Source organism: Mucilaginibacter sp. P2_A4, assembly GCF_056405015.1.
The window spans coordinates 133,923-153,635 of sequence record NZ_JBFUCX010000004.1; the positions used below are offsets into that span (position 1 = coordinate 133,923).

Consider the following 19,713-nt stretch of genomic DNA (forward strand, 5'->3'; position numbering starts at 1 on the left):
GGCTGAGATCAAACCCAGAGCCTCCCGCCCCTAAAGGGAAAGAGGGCTCGCACCTGATCCGGGTAATGCCGGCGTAGGGAGAGGTAACATGTTAAGAGTACTGCCATTGTACCCTGGTGAGCAGATGGTTTAACTAATTTAATTTTTTTACACATTTTGAAGTTTTTCTACCTGGCCATCGCCGTATTGCTGTTGCCCGTTTTGGCATCGGCCCAACTTTCCATAACCGGAAAAATCACTAACCAATCTGGCGAAGCACTGCCCGGCGCAACAGTCACCATTACCAATCCTGCTGCCAGCGCTATTGCAGATGCAGCCGGCAAGTACCAGCTTAGCAACCTTAAAGCCGGCAAGTACCAGCTTAATGCCAGTTACATTGGCTATCAAACTATTAGTAAAAACATCGTTATAGGTGCTAATGAAGTTATTAACTTAACCCTCAACAGCAATACGTTTGCTGCCGAAGAGGTGACCATAAGCGCCACCCGGGCGGTTAAAAACTCGCCCACTGCTTTTACCAACCTCAGCAAAAAAGATCTGGCTAAAAATAACTTCGGGCAGGATCTGCCTTACCTCTTAAGCCTTACGCCATCAGTAGTTACTACCTCTGATGCAGGCGCTGGTATAGGCTATACCGGGATCCGCATCCGTGGTTCTGATGCCACAAGGGTTAACGTTACCATCAATGGAATTCCGTTGAATGACGCTGAAAGCCAGGGATCATACTTTATTGATCTGCCCGATCTGGCCTCGTCTGTTGATAACATCCAGGTACAGCGCGGTGTTGGTACATCAACCAACGGCGCCGGTGCATTTGGCGGTAGCATCAATATTCAAACAACCACCCGCAGAGATACCGCCTATGCCGAGATCAATACATCGGCAGGCTCTTACGGTTCTATCAAAAATACTGTTAATGCGGGCACCGGTTTACTGGGTGGGCATTTTAGTTTAGATGGCCGTTTGTCGCGCATTCACTCCAATGGCTATATTGACAGGGCAACATCCGATTTAAAATCACTTTACCTGAGCGCTGCCTGGTACGGTAAAAACAGCACCATCAGGGCCAACGTCATATCCGGCCATGAGCGTACCTACCAGGCCTGGAACGGTATTGCCGATTATGTGATAGGCGATAATACGCGCTCAGACAATCGCACTTATAATGAACTGGGTTTAATGGCCGATGGCTCGTTTTATAAAGACCAGGTTGATGATTACCTGCAAAACCACTACCAGTTACTGTATGATCAAAAAATAAGCAGCAAGCTATCATTCAGCGGCGCTTTGCACTATACCAAAGGCAAAGGCTATTACGAAGAGTATCGCCAGCAGGATGCTGTAGCCAATTATGGTTTAAAACCGGTAATCATTGGTACTGATACCATCAACAATACCGATCTGGCCCGCCGTCGCTGGTTGGATAATGAATTTTATGGCGTTACCTATGCCTTAAAATATCAGCCTGAAAGCAACCTGAACATGACTTTGGGTGGCGCTTATAACCAATACTCGGGCGCGCATTATGGCAACGTTATTTATACCAAAGAGAGCGCGGGTATCGGTCCAAATTATGAATACTACCGCGACAATGCTAAAAAGAACGACTTTAATATTTTTTACCGTGCCGAGTGGCATTTGAATGATGTTTTGCTGTATGCCGATGTACAGTACCGCCATATTTACTACAACTTTTACGGCATTGACAGAAACCTGCAAAATGCCCAGCAAAGCGCCGAACTGAATTTCTTTAACCCTAAAGTGGGTATCACCTATCAGCTTAATGAACAAAGCAATGTATACGCGTCATTTGCTGTAGGCAACCATGAGCCAAACCGGGATGACTATGTAAATTCACCTCCGCAAAAGCGACCTAAAGCCGAAAACCTGAAAGATTTTGAAGCCGGTTATCGCACCGTAGGCAAAATTTTCAGCGGCGGCATCAACGCGTTTTATATGCTGTATAAAAATCAATTGATACTAACAGGAGCGCTGAATGATGTAGGTTCGCAGATCCGTACAAATGTGGATAACAGCTACCGTGCGGGTATCGAACTGGATGGTAAAGTAAGGATAACCAGCCAGCTTAACTGGGGACTTACCGCTACCTGGAGCGCCAACAAGATCAAGAACTATCACCAGTTTTTCTCCAATTATGATGATGGCACACTGGTTGAAGAAACTTTTAAAACAACAACAATTGCCTATTCGCCATCGCTTACAGGGGCAAGCATCATCAGCTATAGCCCTATTAAAGGCGGCGAGATTGCTTTTATTGGCAAATATGTGAGCAAGCAATATTTAGATAATACAATGAACCAAAACCCGGCAGGCTTTAACATAGCGCCCGATAACCTGGGTAACCCTTACGCAGTTAACCGTTACCTTAAAAGCTATTTTACAAGCGATGTAAGGCTGCGGTATAATTTCAGTATCAGCTCGGTTAAAAACATTGGTTTGGGTTTACAGGTTAATAATATTTTCAGCAAAAAGTATGAGGCCAACGGTGCTACCTATCCCGATATCGAGAGCGGGCATGTGGTAAATTATAATTACTATTTCCCGCAGGCGCCGCGCAATTTTATGGCATCACTGAGCCTGAATTTTTAATACACGCGAATGGCTCGAATTTGGGCGAATTTCACGAATTAATGCATGGTAGATAATACGAATTGCAATGAAACAAATTCACTTATTTAAAGAGGCACGATAATGCATAACCTGCTATCTCTTTTTATAGAACAAATAAAGGAAACCACCTGGGTGCAATGGCTTGCCGTTGCACTGGGTGTTGCCGAAGTGTTACTGGCCCGTAAAAACAATATCTGGCTTTATCCCGCAGGCATCCTGGGCACCGCTATAGCTATTTATCTTTTGATGGATGTGGGCCTTTATGCGGAGTCTATCCTCAATGCCTATTATGTAGTAATGAGTATTTACGGTTGGTGGTACTGGATAAAACGCCGCAACGAACCGCCAGTAAAAATCAGCCGGAGCAATAAAACCGAGTGGATGATAAGCCTGGCAATAGCTGTTATTGGCTGGGTGTTTTTTTATGTACTGCTCAAAAACCTCCCTGCCAAATACTTTACCCCATCAAACGTACCGGTTTGGGATGCGTTGATATCATCAACGGCCTGGGCAGGCATGTGGCTGCTGGCCCGCCGAAAAATAGAGAACTGGATATTCCTCAACATATCAAACCTGTTTGCTATTCCTATTCTGTTTTATAAACACCTACCCATGTTTACACTGCTCACCATTTTTTTATTTGTGATAGCCTTTTTGGGTTATTTTGACTGGGGGAAAACAATAAAGAGTGAAGAGTCAAGAGTTAAGACAAAAGGTGTTTATTCTTAAATTAATCCTAATTCTAAAATGAACCATCCTTCATATCATCTTAAACCCGACTGGGTAAAAACAATCCGCGATACAGCACCACAAGCCGAAAAGCAGGGTATGTTGCATCCCGATCAACTTAAGTTGATATATGAGCAGGGCTGGTTTAAATTCCTTGTTCCTGAAGTCTATTCAGGCTTGCAACTTGCTTTACCGGATATGGTAAGGTTGGAAGAAAGCCTGGCCTGGGCCAACGGCAGTTTAGGCTGGGTGGTAACCTTATGCAGCGGGGCCGGCTGGTTTGGCGGGTTTTTATCTGCCGATATAGCCCATGAGTTATTAAGCAATCCGCATTTATGTTTGGCCGGCAGCGGGGCATCCACGGGTACTGCAACTATTACCAATGGCGGCTATATTATCAATGGCACCTGGAAATATGCCAGCGGTGTACATCATGCCACACATATAACAGCCAACTGCATTATTAAAAACGGTGAAGAAACTGTTTTAAATGATGATGACACCGAACTGATCCTCCCCTTTATTTTCGACAGGAAAGATGTGGAAATTTTGCCCGCCTGGAAATACATTGGCATGATGGCAACCGGCAGTGATGCCTATGAGGTAAAAGATCTTTTTGTTAATGCCAACAGGTGTTTTAAAATTGACCCCGAATTTGCAGTAGTTAATGAGCCTCTATATCAATACCCGTTTTTACAGCTGGCCGAAGCAACCCTTGCCGCCAATATCTCCGGCTTAGCGGTCCATTTCCTGGATCTCTGCAAACCAATATTTGAAGAAAAACAATTGGGCAAACGTTTAAGCATCGCCCAAAAAGGAATTATAAAACAATTACTTACCAAACTAACGGAGCAGCTACATCATGCCCGCGAAGTTTTTTACCATGCTGTTGACGCCTCCTGGCAAGGAGAATTGACCGGGGACAACTTCCATCTAAATGAAGTAAGCACAAGCAGCCGGAAACTGGCCAAAACAGCACGCGAATGTGTTGACCAGCTATACCCCTATTGCGGCTTACACGCTGCAAACCCCGATACTGAAATTAGCCAGGTATGGCGTGATCTGCATACCGCAAGCCAGCATTCGTTGCTAACATTTAGCCTCGCTTAACAACAACAACATTACTCATGGTGACCTTTTTTTTGAGAGAAAGTCGGCCGGGGCCTTTTGTAACAATAAGCTATAATTAACAAAAACTTCACATAGCTATTTAATTTCATTGCTGATATTTGGCCGATTCAAAGTAAAATAAAAATGAAGTTTAAACATCTGCTGCTTATTTCCTTATCTATAGTAACTGTTTCTGCATCGGCACAAAAAAGAAAAGCCGTTGTACCTGCCCCATCTAATACCTCAGTACCCCGCCCTAAACTGGTTGTTGGCTTGGTGGTTGACCAAATGCGCTGGGATTACCTTTACCGCTACTATGACCGTTACCAAACCGGCGGATTTAAACGCATGCTGAACGAAGGCTACACCTGCGAAAACACCAATATTGATTATATACCAACGGTAACCGCCGCGGGCCATACTTGTATCTACACGGGCTCGGTACCGGCTATACACGGCATTGCAGGTAACGATTTTATTGTACAGGCAACAGGTAAATCAATGTACTGTACCGATGATAGTACGGTTACTGCGGTTGGCAGCACCTCAAAAGCCGGCCAGATGTCGCCCCGCAATTTGCTGGTGAGCACGGTTACTGATGAATTAAGATTAGCTACCAATTTCCGCTCAAAAGTTATTGGTATTGCTTTGAAAGATCGTGGTGGTATTTTACCGGCAGGCCACTCGGCAAACGCGGCCTATTGGTTTGATGATGCAAGCGGTAACTGGATAAGCAGCACCTATTACATGACAGATCTGCCTGCCTGGGTTAAAAAGTTCAACGATCAAAAGATCCCCGAAAAATATTTGAAACAGGATTGGAACACCCTTTATCCGATAGCAACATACCTGCAAAGCGCACCGGATAACAGCAGCAAATACGAAGGCAAATTTGCCGGAATGGATGCGCCAACCATGCCTGTTAAAACTTCTGAATTGTATAAAGGTCGTTTAGGCATGATCCGCTCAACTCCTTACGGTAACTCCATGACGCTTGATTTGGCTAAAGCAGCTGTTGAAAGCGAGCAACTGGGCAAAAATACCGTTACCGACTTTTTAGCTATCAGCCTTTCATCTACAGATTATGTTGGCCATCAGTTTGGTCCCAACTCCGTTGAAATCGAGGATACTTACCTGAGACTTGACCGCGACATAGCTTCATTTTTTACCTACCTTGATGCTACTGTAGGCAAAGGTAATTACACGGTATTTTTAACTGCCGATCATGGAGCTGCCCACAACCCAAATTTCCTGCTTGATCATAAGATCCCGGCAGGCACATGGGATGATGGCCTGGCCCAAAAAGAAATGAACGCCTTATTGAACGATAAATACAAGGTTGATAAGCTGGTGATCAGCATGGATAATTACCAGGTTAACTTTAATAATGCGGCCATTAAAAAAGCTGGTTTAAATGAGGATGCTATTAAGTTTGATTGTATCCAATACCTGCAAAAACAACCGGACGTGCAATTTGCAGTTGATATGCAAAGAGTAAATGCGGCAACTATTCCGGAGGATTTGCGTACCCGCATTATAAACGGTTATAGTGCCGAGCACAGTGGCGCTATCCAGGTAGTGTTAAAGCCCGGATATTTTTCAGGCCATGGAACAACCGGTACCACACATGGCACCTGGGCACCTTATGATACACATATCCCGTTGGTATTTATGGGCTGGGGTATTAACCATGGCAGCCTAACCCGCCAAACGCATATGACAGATATTGCCCCAACCGTAGCCTCATTGCTGCACATTCAGGCACCTGATGGCAACATTGGCAAAACCATTAGCGAAGTAATAAAATAAGTTACGGATGCCCCGCAACAAGGTGCGGGGCTATTTCGTATTCATATATAAAACATAGAGGCGCATATTTGCGTCTCTATTTTAGTTTTCAATTCATAGCAACAAGGCAAAATATCCACCCCTACACCACATCGAAAATGAAAAAATACATTTCCAAATTTCATTATCTAACACAAGACATGGCAAACCGCAGCCATACAGAACAGGTAGAGATAGCTTGCGCCGCTGGTGCCAATTGGATACAATACCGTTGCATGACAAAATCTGATGACGAGCTGATAGATGAAATAAATGACCTGGCTGTTATTTGCGATGATTGGGGGGCCACACTCATTATCACTAACCATTATGATCTGCTTGACAGGGTTGATGCCCAGGGCGTACACATAGAAGATTTTGATGCCGATCTGGTAACCATTCGTAAGGTAATAGGTGAAGATAAAACGTTGGGTACATCGGCTACAAACGCGGTTGATCTGTTAAAAATACAAAAACTGGGAGTGGTTGATTATTGTGGATATGGGCCGTTTGCACATACAGATACCAAGCTCAATGATTTCCCATTATTAGGTTATGAAGGCTATCGCCTGCTTGAAAAACAACCTGTTGATATTCCTGTAATTGCCGTAGGCGGGATACAATTAACAGATGTGGAGCAATTGCTTAAAACCGGCATTTATGGTATAGCCGTTTCATCAGCTATCAATCTTTCACTCAATCCTGCTGCCATGGTGAAAGAATTTTACAGAAGCATTTTTTAATAAAATTCAATTTTGTTCGCCAAACAAAATAAATAGGGCAATGCAGCACCTTATTTGCTAATATTTTTACCTGTAAGATAAATTTAGGCTACGAATTTTGTAAATTGCATTATAAAATCTCTATAAACCTCATTCCAAATCTTATGGAAACCTATAATAAAGTGTGGCGGGCATTCTTTGCCTTTTCGCTCATTGCAATTGCCGTACAACAATTTATTTACACCGGTTTCAGGCCGGTGATTATGCCACCAGAGCCAGCGTTTATTGGGCAAAGCACTTTTTGCATGTGCGTTGCGAGCATCTTACTTATCTTAATATCCATAGCTATCATAGCGGGTATCAATGCCCATGTAGTGGCCGATTATTTGGGAGCATCTTTATTACTGATGCTGATACTTTTTCATATTCCCTATAACATCAAACACAATTTAAATAACCTGGGTGGTTGGACCGATGCTTTTAAAATGCTGGCCCTTTGTGGCGGCACTTTTATTATGGCTACATCACTCCCCACCCATAAAATAAGCGGCATTGATGTGGTAACCGAAAAACTAAGACCTACAGGCCCTTACCTTTTTGCAACCACCATGATTGTTTTTGGCATCATGCACTTTGTTTACCCCACATTTGTAGCAACGCTTGTACCAGCATGGATCCCCTTTCATTTATTTTGGACATACTTTGCCGGCGTCGCCCTTATAGCAGCAGGCACGGCTATCGTACTCGGGAAAAAAGTAAAGTTAGCCGCTACTTTATTAGGCATAGCCCTCTTTTTATGGCTTATCCTGCTCCATATACCACGTGCCATCGCTGATCCGCATAGCGGCAACGGTAATGAGTGGACCAGCGTTTTTGAAGCCCTGGGCTTTAGTGGTATAGCATTTTTAATTGCCGGCACATGTAAGCCCCGAAAAAATGGAACGGGTCAGTAATTAGTCAAATCCGCTGTACCTGTTTTAGCTGTTTTGCTTTTATTGTATATTCACAAAAAAATTTCCATAGCATGACAGCTTATAGCTTTTTACAACATCTTCATTCCGGTTTCAGGTATATTGTACTGGCATTAATATTAGCAGCCATTATTGGCGCATTAATTGGCTGGATAGGTCAAAAGCCTTACACCAATGGCATTCGCAAGCTCAATTTATTCGCGCTGATATCGGCACACACACAATTGCTTATTGGCATAGTACTTTATTTTGTTAGTCCGCTTGTGCAGTTCACCAGCGATACGATGAAAAATCCCGTGAGCCGTTATTTTACTGTTGAACATTGGGTTATGATGATAATAGCTATCGTTTTAATCACCATTGGCCACAGCAAATCTAAAAAAGCAGCTACTGCCGAAGGCAAGCATAAGATTATTGCTATCTTATATTTTATCGCTTTGTTAATTATTTTGGTGAGTATTATACTTATTCCACGTAGCTAATAGGATTTAGCAAATAAATAGTTTCTAAAAAAATTTGATAATTCATTTTTCTTTATAAATTTGTGACCTCGATGATTAAAAACTCACATAAAAACAGCTGGTGGCACCAATTAAATTTGGCAGCCGGATACGTTTTTGGTCAGAGATAAATCTAATCAATTGTAAACCTAAGTAGGAAACCCGGCGACCCCAATTCGCCGGGTTTTTTTATTATATATTTTTTGAAAACATAACATGAGCAAATTTAAAATAACCACCACCCATAAAAAGCTGCTTGCCGATACCACCACCCCGGTAAGTATTTACCTGCGCCTTCGCGATGTATTCCCTAATTCGCTGTTGCTGGAAAGCTCTGATTATCACAGCCGCGAAAACAGTTTAAGTTACATTTGCTGCGAACCCATTGCCGGCCTGGTGCTTAACAATGGTATCCTTAAAAAACAGTACCCTGATGGTAGCCAGGAGAGCCATGAGGCGGGCACATTTGAGCTGATAGATCAGCTTAACCAATTTATTGACAGTTTTGAAACTGATGCCAATCCGCTTAAAATAATTTCAAATGGTTTGTTTGGTTATTTTACACACGAGGCTGTTGAACATTTCGAGACCATTAAACTAAAGCAAAGCGATGATGTAAGCCGACAGATACCGGTGATGCAATATCATATTTACCGCTACATTATAGCCGTTGATCATTTCAAGAACGAGCTGTATATTTTCCATAACCAGGCCGAAGGCGGCCCAACAAACGGCGGTATCGAGAAACTGGAATATCTGATTAAAAATAAAAACTTCCCCGAATACAGCTTTAAAAGCAGCGCTGCCGAACAATCAAACCTTACCAACGAGGAGTTTATCGCCATTGTTGAAAAAATGAAGCAGCATATTTTCAGGGGCGATGTTTTCCAGATAGTACCGTCAAGAGCCTTCTCGCGTACTTTCCAAGGTGATGAATTTAACGTTTACCGGGCCTTGCGCTCCATTAACCCATCGCCTTATTTGTTCTATTTTGATTTCGGCGATTTCAGGATCTTTGGATCATCGCCCGAAGCGCAGATCACCATAAAAAACAACGTGGCCAGTATATTCCCCATAGCCGGAACCTTTAAGCGCAGCGGCGACGATGAAAAAGATGCCGAGATAGCCCGCAACCTGGAGAACGACCCCAAGGAATCTGCCGAGCATGTCATGCTGGTAGATTTGGCCCGTAATGACCTTAGCAGGCATTGCGAGAAGGTAGAGGTTAAAGCTTTTAAAGAAGTACAATACTATTCGCACCTTATCCATTTGGTATCACATGTAAGCGGCAAGCTTTTACCGGGTGTATCATCCTTTAAGATAGTTGCCGATACTTACCCTGCAGGTACACTCAGTGGAGCCCCAAAATACCGGGCCATGGAACTTATTGATGAGAACGAAAAAGAGAAACGTAGTTTTTATAGCGGCGCCATAGGCTATATGGGTTTCAATGGCGAATTTAACCATGCCATCATGATCCGCTCATTCCTGAGTAAAAATAATACCCTCCATTACCAGGCCGGGGCGGGCATCGTTGCGGGCTCCATAGCCGAAAGCGAATTAAAAGAAGTTGATAATAAGATAGCAGCCTTAAGACGGGCTGTTGAACTGGCCGAGGAGCTGTAAAATATTTCGGAATTCGGATTTTCGATTTCGGATTTAGTATTTAGCGCACCCGGAGTGATTTAGAATTAGCATATATAATTTCCTTTTAAGGATTAAAGAAATGAACAACAAAATATTAATTATAGACAATTACGATTCCTTCACCTACAACCTGGTGCATTTGGTTAACGAACTTGGCCTGCAATGCGAAGTTTGGAGAAATGATAAATTTGCCATTGAAGATGTGGATGCTTATGACAAGATAATCCTGTCGCCGGGCCCTGGTATACCTTCAGAGGCGGGACTACTGTTGGATGTGATCAAAAAATACGCGCCTACAAAGAGCATTTTTGGTGTTTGTTTGGGCCAGCAGGCTATCGCCGAAGTTTTTGGTGGCAGCCTGTACAATCTTAGTCAGCCGATGCATGGCATTGCAACACCTATAAAAGTTATTGATGGCCAGGAAGAATTATTTCAAGGCTTACCCGATACTTTTAAGGTTGGCCGTTACCATTCATGGGTAGTAAGCAGCGATGGTTTGCCCGATGTATTAAAGGTTACGGCAATTGATGAGGCCGATAATTCCATCATGGCATTATCTCACCGGGAATATGATGTAAGAGGGGTCCAATTTCATCCGGAATCAATATTAACTGAGTACGGAAAAGAAATAATGCAGAACTGGCTAACCCGGTAATTGACGGATAATGATAACTTTGTGTTAACAATGACATTAACAAACTGTTATCGCGAGGGGAAAAATTTCGCGAAACGGTGATGGAGAGATAACATTTTTAAAGGTTTGTCATCCTGAACGCAGTGAAGGATCTATTCGTAGACTGTACAGGGCGAATACACATGGTGGAGAGTAGATCCTTCGTTCCTCAGGATGACAAAAGGGGCTTTAGCAAATACGTCAGGGTAGCTTGTCGAAGCATGTGGGCAAAGGCCTATGCACGCGGCCCTTCGAGAGGCACAGGATGGCAGGCCACTTTAAAATGAACTTACATTAACAAACCCGTCATTGCGAGGTACGAAGCAATCTCTGCAAATGCAGATCAACTTGCATAGTTACCCTGTAAAGCATAGAGATTGCTTCGTACCTCGCAATGACGTTCTTAGTATTTATACATGACGATACTTGATAAAATAGTTGCCAATAAAAAAAGGGAAGTAGCGCACGCTAAAAAGCGCGCTTCATATGTTGAACTGGAAGAATCTGAATATTTCCATAGGGAAACTTATTCGTTCAAAGAGTTTTTGCTTGACCCTGCACGTACCGGTATAATTGCCGAATTTAAGCGTAAATCGCCTTCAAAGGGCATTATAAACGATAAGGTGAGGGTTAGCAAGGTAACAACTGATTACGCGGCAGCGGGCGCCTCAGCGCTCTCTGTTTTAACCGACCGTGATTTTTTTATGGGCCGCAAAGCCGACCTCAAGAGAGCCCGGTCAGTAAACAGTATCCCGGTTTTACGTAAGGATTTCATGATCGATGAATACCAGGTAATAGAAGCCAAATCATTAGGCGCCGATATTATTTTGCTGATAGCCGCTATACTTACTCCTGCCGAAATTGATAAGCTGGCCACGCTGGCTAAAAGTATCGGCCTGAATGTTTTATTAGAGGTACATAACCAGGAAGAGCTGGAGCGCAGCATTCACCCCAATTTAGATGCTATTGGTGTAAACAACCGCAACCTGGCCGACTTTTCCGTTTCTGTAGAAACATCCTACCAACTGGCCAAACACATCCCTGCCGAGTTCATGAAAATATCAGAAAGCGCCATCAGTGATCCTGAAACCATAAGACACCTTAAACTGGAAGGCTATAATGGCTTTTTAATTGGCGAAACTTTTATGAAGCAAGAGGATCCGGGACAAGCCATGCGCGATTTTGTAGCGCAGTTGTAAAGATCATTCATAACACATCAAACAAAAAGAGGGAATTGCCACCGGCAACTCCCTCTTTTTGTTTGAGCGATTATACTAATTAATGCTTATCAAAGAATAATTTGGTAGTTACCTTATCGCCACCAATGGCAGCCGCCGCTTTATCATAATTAACCTGGTTCACATTTTGTTCATTAACAGGATAGGTAAAACGAACAGGAAAAGCAGTCTGCGCAGTTTCGGGGGCTAAGAGTACCGGATAATCCAGTCTCCGGGTTTCTATCCATGCATCCCAACCGCGGTTATATAAAGCAAGGTATTTTTGAACAGCAATTTTTTGCAAATTATTACTGCCTGCTGCAGTAGCAAAAGCAACATTTGGCTGCAACAGGTAAGTTGCCGCCGCACCAGCTGTTGCACCCCAGTCGGTTACTGAAGCAGTAACGCCGGCGTTGTAATGACCGGCAACAGTACCGGCAACTGCATAACCTCTTGATGCCGCTTCCGCAAGGTTAAATTCAGTTTCTGCATAATCCAATAATGTAGCCGGAAAATCAGGATTGGTAATTGAGCCAATAGAGCCTTTTACCAACAATGGACCGGATGGTTTTGAGAATAAGCTAAATGTGGCACTTTCACCAGGATTGGCACCGGCGTACTGACCATCGGTGTTAACTGTAAAGAAGTATGGAAGCCTTGGATCAGCAGGATATTTAGGTGTCCCATTGGGATTAACAGGTTGCAATAGGTCCATTATTGTGCTGTTGCCAACAAAATCCTGCCTTGCACTCTGTACCAGGTCAACCCATATAGGGTTGGTATTTGGCGGGCTTGCTACAAATGTAAATTTAGCGTTATCGGAATTTGAAGTAAATACACCAGTGGCAATTGCGGATTCAATAACGGATTTGGCTTTCGCGTTATCCACATCAACCATAGTGATGCCCATTTTAAGTTTAAGTGTAGCTGCAAATTTCTTCCAGGCAGTAATGTCACCACCGTATATTACGTCGGCAGCGCCAAATCCGGAAGCCCCGGTTTTTAATGCGGCAATATCCGCATCTAAACGGGTTAGCAAGCTGTTATAAACAGTTTGGGCATCGTCAAACCTTGGAAAAGTTTTTTTAATATCCAAGGCATCGGTATAAGGGATATTACCAAAAGTAGTTAAGAGGTAATAATAAGTGTATACCTGCAAAATATCGGCAGTAGCTAATTCATTTTTTTGTACATCAACACCTGTTACATCCGTTGGAATCAGCGTTTTTGCCCGCTCTAAATTATAAAGCACATCCCTGTACATGGCATTCCATAAATTATCAGGAATAGGGCGGGTAGTAATATCGTAATTACTTTCATCCGTATATGTGGTTTCCTGCCACTGCTGCTCAACTAAACGAAATATGTTTAGGTTAACATTTGATGATGTCATCGTGCTGGCTAATGTTCTTTCGGCATTTGTAAACAATGCATAAGAAGGAACAAGTACCGGATTCTTTGGGTCGTTATTCAGACTCGCAATATCCTTTTTACAGGCCGAGAATAGTATCGACGTCAGTAAAAATAAACCTATATATTTTTTCATAATTCTTTTCCTTAAAAACGTAGTTTCAAATTCAGTGATAGTGTACGTGTGGTTGGATAGGCGCCTACCTGGTAACCTTGCAGGTTTCCGGATGTTAAGCCTTCCTCAGGATCTGCATAAGGTAAATTTTTATGTATTATCCAAAGGTTTCGTCCAATCAACTGAAAGGTTACTTCTTTGATAGGGCCCAGGCTTGATACCGTTTTTTGAGGTAAAGAGTATCCGATAAGGGCCTCTCTTAATTTGATGTAACCAGCATCATACACAAACGCCTTGTCTGGTAAACGTGCATAACCAAAAGCGCCATAGTTACTTGCACTTACACGTACAGTGTTTGGCTGCCCAGCTTCAGTTACACCAGGCCTGATAAACCCACCACCGTTAGCAAGTGTATTACGTACGGGGTTGCCTAAATCATTGGTATAAACTGTTTCAGGATATAGCCCGGTAGCTAACCCGTAGTACATATCTGTTGAAAATACAGAACCACCTTTACGAATATCAATTAAGAAACTTAGGTTAAACCCTTTATAGGTAAAGCTGTTGTTGATACCGCCTGCCCATTTAGGATTTGAGTTGCCGATATTTGCGTTAGGGCCGCTTTGCAGATACTGCCCGTTGGCGCCAACTACCTTTTGCCCGCTTTTGTCATATATAAAATCGGTACCGCGTATCATACCAAAAGGTTGGTTTAAGCTGGCATTTATAGATACACCACCCTGGAAACTGTTCAGCTCAAGGTTTTTAGCTTCCTGACCCTGATCATCTTTAAACAGCTCAGTAACCTTACTTATATTCTTGGTAAAGTTAACGGTCATTTTCCAACTGAAATCATTTGTACGGAACGGAGTGCCATTTAATGATAACTCGATACCTTTATTTACTACCGTTCCCGCGTTTAAGTAGTTAAATGAATAACCCGTTGCGGTTGATACGTTAACCGGCAATATTTCATCAAAGGTTGATGTATGATAGTAGCTACCATCAAACCCTAAACGGCTGTTAAAGAATGATAATTCCAAACCAACCTCAGCACTCCTGGTACGTTCCGGTTTTAAATTCGGGTTGTTTTTGGTTGTTTTTACTATGGCCTGCGGAATTGAACCAAATGGAGGAAGTACAGTATAGGTATCATTTACACTATAAACAGGTGCATCTGCACCTACCTGCGCGTAGTTGGCCCTTATTTTACCGTATGATAACCATTTGTAATCTTTTAACAATTCAGAGAAAATGAAACCACCCGCTACCGAAGGATAATAATAAGTATTGTTGGCCTCTGGCAATGTTGATGACTTATCTCTTCTGATGGTTGCATCCAGGGTAATTAAATTGTTGTAAGTAAGTGTTGCCCCTGCAAAAACACCATCAACCTCTCTAAGTCCTTTATATTCTGTAGGCGCGTTTGGAGCGTTCAGGGAGTTGGATATAGAGTATACTCCCGGAACAAATAATCCACCATTAGTTGTAGCAAAAATATTCTGGGTGTTTTCCTTCCTGATATTTGTTCCTAATAACGCTTTCAGGTTGAAAGATTTTGAAATGTTTTTATCAATATTAGCTAACAAATCATAATTGGTTTCGGTAAATGATCTGTTGGTTCTTGAGTAATATGGTACACCCACGCTACTTACATTTTTACGCTCTTCATCTAACTCTGTATAAGAATCTAACGAAACCCGGCCGGTAATAGTTAACCAGCTAACTGGCTTATAAACCGCGTTAACATTTCCAATATACCTGTTACGGGTATCGCTTTCAAAGTTTTGGTAACGTACATAATAGGGGTTATCCCAAAATATGGGGGTTAAATTGCCATTTAATGGATCTGCGTAGTTCCAGGTAACGTTTTTTCCTGTTCTTTCATAGGCAGCCTTCAAAGCCTGTACATCGTTGTTTACTTCCCACCATTGCCTTAGGTTGGTCATTACGTTCCTGGCGGCGGCACCATCATAACCAGTACCCGGCCGGCCAAGTCCATTAATATTATAGAAGTTAACGGCGCCACCAACTGTTAATTTAGGCGTAACGTTGTAGGTCGCTCCTAAGTCTACCTGGTTCTTTTTAATGCTGCTGTTAGGGATGATGCCATTTTCAATATTCCTGGTATAACCTAACTTAAATGTTCCCTGGTCGCCTCCGTTAGTGATCAGGATGCTTTGGTTATTTGAAACCGGGTGAACAAAGAACGAAGTAGGGTCGTTTTTTGCCGCTACCCATGGAGTAGCTTTACCAAAGTTGGGCGACGTTTTATCAAAAGCATCCCACTGATAAACCATCAGCTTTGGATCAAATTTAGCGCCGTATGAGGCATCTTCTGTTGTTGGGGTAACCAAATCCGATTTTCCATCACCATTTACGTCTCCATAAAAGAAGTAACCCGTTGGGTCATTATAATAGTTACCGTAACCTGCACCATAACTGTGTTGATATTTTGCAAAGGTTGATTTATCTACAGAACCAACACTAACGCTGCTGTTAACTGTTATACCTAAACCTTTTTTGCCTTTTTTAGTAGTTATTAAAATAACGCCGTTGCTGCCCCGTGAACCATACAGCGCGCTTGCCGCTGCACCTTTCAAAACAGTAACAGCTTCAATATCATCCGGGTTAATATCCGACGATGGGCTACCATAATCATAACCACCATCACCAGCCTGCTGAGAAGCACTGTTATTGTTGCTGTTATTAACCGGTACACCGTCAATAACAAAAAGTGCCTGGTTATTCCCGGTAATGGATTTCACCCCCCGTAAAATAACATTGGTTGATGCACCAAGCGCGTTGTTCTGGCGTATTTCCAAACCTGCAACTTTACCAGATAAACCGTTAACAAAGTTTGATGAGCGTGTTTTGCTGACCTCTTCACCGGTTACCTGCTGAGCCGCGTATGATTGCTGGTTACGCGTCCTGGTAATACCCAGCGCACCGGTTACCACCACTTCACCAAGTTGCTGACTTGTAGGAATCAATACCACATTTAGCGTAGTGCCGTTTGCCGGTATTAATTGAGTAACGTAGCCGATAAAGCTGAATGATAAAACTGCACCTGGGGTTACCGATAAGGAATACTTTCCATCGGCACTGGTTTGAACACCCGTATTAGTTCCCTGAATTTTCACCGTTACTCCGGGTATTGGCAAACCATCTTCTTTGGCCGTAACCTTGCCAGTTACGGTATGGTTTTGTGCATATAGCTGTGATATAGCAAGCAACAAAATGCACAAAGTCGTGAGTAGACTTTTTTTCATGAATAATATAGATTAGTTATTGGTTAAAACTTAGAAGAAATAAACCTACAGGAGATTTATAATAAAATCAATTAATATGTGTAACGTTTCCTTTACATAAATATTATTAACCACAGGGAATATTTTTAGGCTGCGATAATAAAATATTTTGTTCTTTTGCACGTTCTAATTCCGTAACTAAAAAACATTTAGTTAATAATAAGACAGTTAAAAGTTAATTAGGGCGGGGAAAATGCGCGAGGCATTTTCCCCGCTTATTTTTATACTAATCTATGAAAAAAAAATTCAATTAACTAAGAATAAACGAATTATAAATATCAAAAAGTTTTACTTCAAAAATACTTTTTGCAAAAAGATGTCTCAATTAATGCATCCAATGCATCCGCCTGATATTTTACCCGGATAAAAAATAATTAAAACTGAAACAAAAAACAGGTTATCGTTAAGTATGTATTAAATTAAATGTTATTATTTAATACATATTTCTCTAAAAGCAACTAAAATGTTACAAACCAAAAAAAACTAATAAATAACAGGCAATAAAAAAGGGGCTTGTTATTAAACAAGCCCCTGGCAATTAGTAAATAATAATACAGGCAACTATTTTTCGTTGCTCATGGAATAAGGCACGTCTGCATCCTTTGTACCACGCACCTTATTTGGTGTCGCAATCATATCAAAATTCAACTCAGCACCGTTTAATAAAGCCTTATGGCTTACCCAGTTGTTGGTATATGGCTTACCATCAATGCTCAGGCTATTCACATACTTGTTATCAGCACTGTTATTTGAAGCATTAATGGTGATGGTTTTACCATTCTCTAAATTGATGGTTACCTTTTTAAACAATGGCGCTCCCAATACATATTGATCACTGGCAGGTGTAACCGGGTAAAAGCCCATTGCCGAGAAGATGTACCAGGCCGATGTTTGGCCATTATCCTCATCGCCGCAATAACCGTCGGGAGTAGCTTTGTACAGTTTGTTCATGGTTTCGCGTGCCCAATACTGGGTTTTCCATGGCTGACCTGCATGGTTATAAAGGTATATCATGTGCTGTATAGGCTGGTTACCGTGCGCGTACTGGCCCATGTTGGCTATCTGCATCTCGCGGATCTCATGAATTACGCCGCCATAATAGCTATCATCAAACGTTGGTGGCATAGTAAACACCGAATCTAATTTGGCAACAAACTGCTGCTTGCCCCCCATCAGGTTTATTAAGCCCTGTATATCATGAAATACACCCCAGCTGTAGTGCCAGCTATTGCCTTCGGTAAACGCATCGCCCCATTTAAACGGATTGAACGGGGTTTCAAATGTACCATCCTGATTTTTACCGCGCATCAGCTTGGTTTCCGGATCAAAAATATTGCGGTAGTTCTGGCTGCGTTTTTTGTATACCTCTATCTCTGATTTTGGTTTGCCCAGGGCTTTTCCTAACTGGTAAATGGCAAAATCATCATAAGCATACTCCAGGGTACGGGCAGCATTCTCATTTATTTTTACGTTGTAAGGCACATAACCCAATGTGTTATAATATTGCACTCCACGACGGCCGGTAGCATTAGGGCCTTCATTATTGGCACCATGCTTAAGGGCCTGGTATAAAGTTTCGATATCATATCCACGCATGCCTTTAAGGTAGGCTTCAGATACTACCGATGCAGAGTTGTTACCGATCATACAATCAGCATAACCCGGGCTTGACCACTCCGGCAGCCATCCACCTTCTTTGTAATCGTTGATCAGGCCTTCCTGCATTTCTTTATTGATAGACGGGTAAACCAGGTTAAGGAAAGGATACAACGCCCTGAAGGTATCCCAAAAGCCTGTACCGGCAAACAGGTAACCCGGCATTACTTTGCCATTAAAAGGACTGTAATGTATATTCTCGCCTTTTTCATTTACCTCATACATTTTGTTGGGGAAGAAAAGCATCCTGTATAAGCTGGAGTAAAATGTTTTAGTTTGATCAATAGTTCCGCCTTCTACATTTAACCTGCTTAATGTTTTATTCCAGGTATCTTTTGCCTTTTGCTCGGTAACCGCAAAATCATCATTGGCCAGCTCGCGTTTCAGGTTAATTTCTGCCTGTTCGATGCTTACAAATGAGGATGCTACCTTTAGGTGCACTTGCTCGCCTTTAGCTGTTTTAAGGGTGATAACAGCGCCTGCATGGTCGCCGGTATACTCTAATGAGCCATTATCCTTTTTCCAATCATGCCATGCCGAAGCCAGCGCGAAAGGCTTATCTACATAAATAACAAAGTAGTTTTTAAAATTGGCAGGTACAGCGCCACTGTTTTTGGTGCTATAACCCACTATCTTTTGCTCCCCCGGAATAATCTTCACATATGATCCCTTATCAAAAGCATCTATTACAATATGTGAACTATCGCTTTTTGGAAAAGTGAACCTGAAACTGGCTGCCCGCTCTGTCGGCGTAATCTCGGTGGTTACATCATAATCAGCAAGGTAAACACTGTAGTAATATGGTTTCACAATTTCGGCCTTGTGCGAGAACCAGCTGGCGCGTTCTTTCTCGTTCAATTTTAACTTACCTGTTTCCGGGAAGATGGAGAACATGCCATAATCATTCATCCATGGTGAAGGCTGGTGGGTTTGCTTAAAGCCTAATATCTTATCGGCATCATAGGTATATTGCCAGCCATCGCCCATTTTACCGGTTTGCGGGGTCCAGAAATTCATACCCCAGGGCAATGCTATTGCCGGGTAAGTATTACCATTGGAGAGTGAAGGCTTGGAAGCCGTACCCATAAGCGGGTTAATCAGATCAACCGGCGACGCTATTTTTTCTTGCGCCAAAACTGCTACCGGTAAAAAGGCAAACGCCAGGAGGAATAGTTTTTTCATTGATAAAAAATT

13 protein-coding genes are annotated in these 19,713 nt (G+C 42.5%); 10 read left to right on the plus strand and 3 right to left on the minus strand.

Features of this window, described 5'->3' with window-relative positions; genetic code table 11:
• Positions 1-156: 156 nt before the first annotated feature.
• From AC1DYB_RS09610 to trpC, 10 genes are all read left to right on the plus strand, one after another.
• The gene (locus AC1DYB_RS09610; RefSeq protein WP_477434406.1) at positions 157-2,610 is read left to right on the plus strand and encodes a TonB-dependent receptor; all 2,454 of its coding nucleotides are present in this window, start codon (positions 157-159) and stop codon (positions 2,608-2,610) included.
• Between the two features lie 102 nt (positions 2,611-2,712).
• Positions 2,713-3,360 carry a nicotinamide riboside transporter PnuC gene (gene pnuC / locus AC1DYB_RS09615; RefSeq protein WP_477434408.1) on the plus strand — a complete coding sequence of 216 codons (648 nt, stop codon included), beginning with the start codon at positions 2,713-2,715 and terminating at the stop codon, positions 3,358-3,360.
• A gap of 18 nt (positions 3,361-3,378) precedes the next feature.
• Positions 3,379-4,470, plus strand: a complete 1,092-nt coding sequence (locus AC1DYB_RS09620) for an acyl-CoA dehydrogenase family protein (protein ID WP_477434410.1) — start codon at positions 3,379-3,381, stop codon at positions 4,468-4,470.
• Positions 4,471-4,614: 144 nt separating this feature from the next.
• A complete protein-coding gene (pafA, locus tag AC1DYB_RS09625) occupies positions 4,615-6,279 on the plus strand; it encodes an alkaline phosphatase PafA (RefSeq protein WP_477434412.1) in 1,665 nt (554 codons plus the stop codon).
• A 137-nt stretch (positions 6,280-6,416) separates the two neighbouring features.
• A complete protein-coding gene (locus tag AC1DYB_RS09630) occupies positions 6,417-7,040 on the plus strand; it encodes a thiamine phosphate synthase (protein ID WP_477434414.1) in 624 nt (207 codons plus the stop codon).
• A 143-nt stretch (positions 7,041-7,183) separates the two neighbouring features.
• Positions 7,184-7,972 carry a DoxX family protein gene (locus AC1DYB_RS09635; RefSeq protein WP_477434416.1) on the plus strand — a complete coding sequence of 263 codons (789 nt, stop codon included), beginning with the start codon at positions 7,184-7,186 and terminating at the stop codon, positions 7,970-7,972.
• A 71-nt stretch (positions 7,973-8,043) separates the two neighbouring features.
• Complete coding sequence (locus tag AC1DYB_RS09640) at positions 8,044-8,472, plus strand: cytochrome B (RefSeq protein WP_295714706.1); 429 nt, start codon at positions 8,044-8,046, stop codon at positions 8,470-8,472.
• A 234-nt stretch (positions 8,473-8,706) separates the two neighbouring features.
• Positions 8,707-10,116, plus strand: coding sequence for an anthranilate synthase component I family protein (locus AC1DYB_RS09645; protein WP_477434418.1), 1,410 nt, complete (start codon positions 8,707-8,709; stop codon positions 10,114-10,116).
• A gap of 100 nt (positions 10,117-10,216) precedes the next feature.
• Complete coding sequence (locus AC1DYB_RS09650; protein WP_477434420.1) at positions 10,217-10,792, plus strand: anthranilate synthase component II; 576 nt, start codon at positions 10,217-10,219, stop codon at positions 10,790-10,792.
• 434 nt (positions 10,793-11,226) lie between these two features.
• Positions 11,227-12,009, plus strand: coding sequence for an indole-3-glycerol phosphate synthase TrpC (gene trpC, locus AC1DYB_RS09655; protein ID WP_477434422.1), 783 nt, complete (start codon positions 11,227-11,229; stop codon positions 12,007-12,009).
• Between the two features lie 79 nt (positions 12,010-12,088).
• Here the strand turns inward: trpC and AC1DYB_RS09660 are convergent, their stop codons facing one another.
• The 3 genes from AC1DYB_RS09660 to AC1DYB_RS09670 all read right to left on the minus strand — a co-directional run bounded on the left by AC1DYB_RS09660 (position 12,089) and on the right by AC1DYB_RS09670 (position 19,701).
• The gene (locus tag AC1DYB_RS09660) at positions 12,089-13,573 is read right to left on the minus strand and encodes a SusD/RagB family nutrient-binding outer membrane lipoprotein (RefSeq protein ID WP_477434424.1); all 1,485 of its coding nucleotides are present in this window, start codon (positions 13,571-13,573) and stop codon (positions 12,089-12,091) included.
• An 11-nt stretch (positions 13,574-13,584) separates the two neighbouring features.
• On the minus strand, positions 13,585-16,824 hold the full coding sequence (locus tag AC1DYB_RS09665) for a SusC/RagA family TonB-linked outer membrane protein (protein WP_477434426.1): 3,240 nt from the start codon (positions 16,822-16,824) through the stop codon (positions 13,585-13,587).
• A 600-nt stretch (positions 16,825-17,424) separates the two neighbouring features.
• Positions 17,425-19,701, minus strand: coding sequence for a GH92 family glycosyl hydrolase (locus AC1DYB_RS09670; protein WP_477434428.1), 2,277 nt, complete (start codon positions 19,699-19,701; stop codon positions 17,425-17,427).
• Positions 19,702-19,713: the final 12 nt, after the last annotated feature.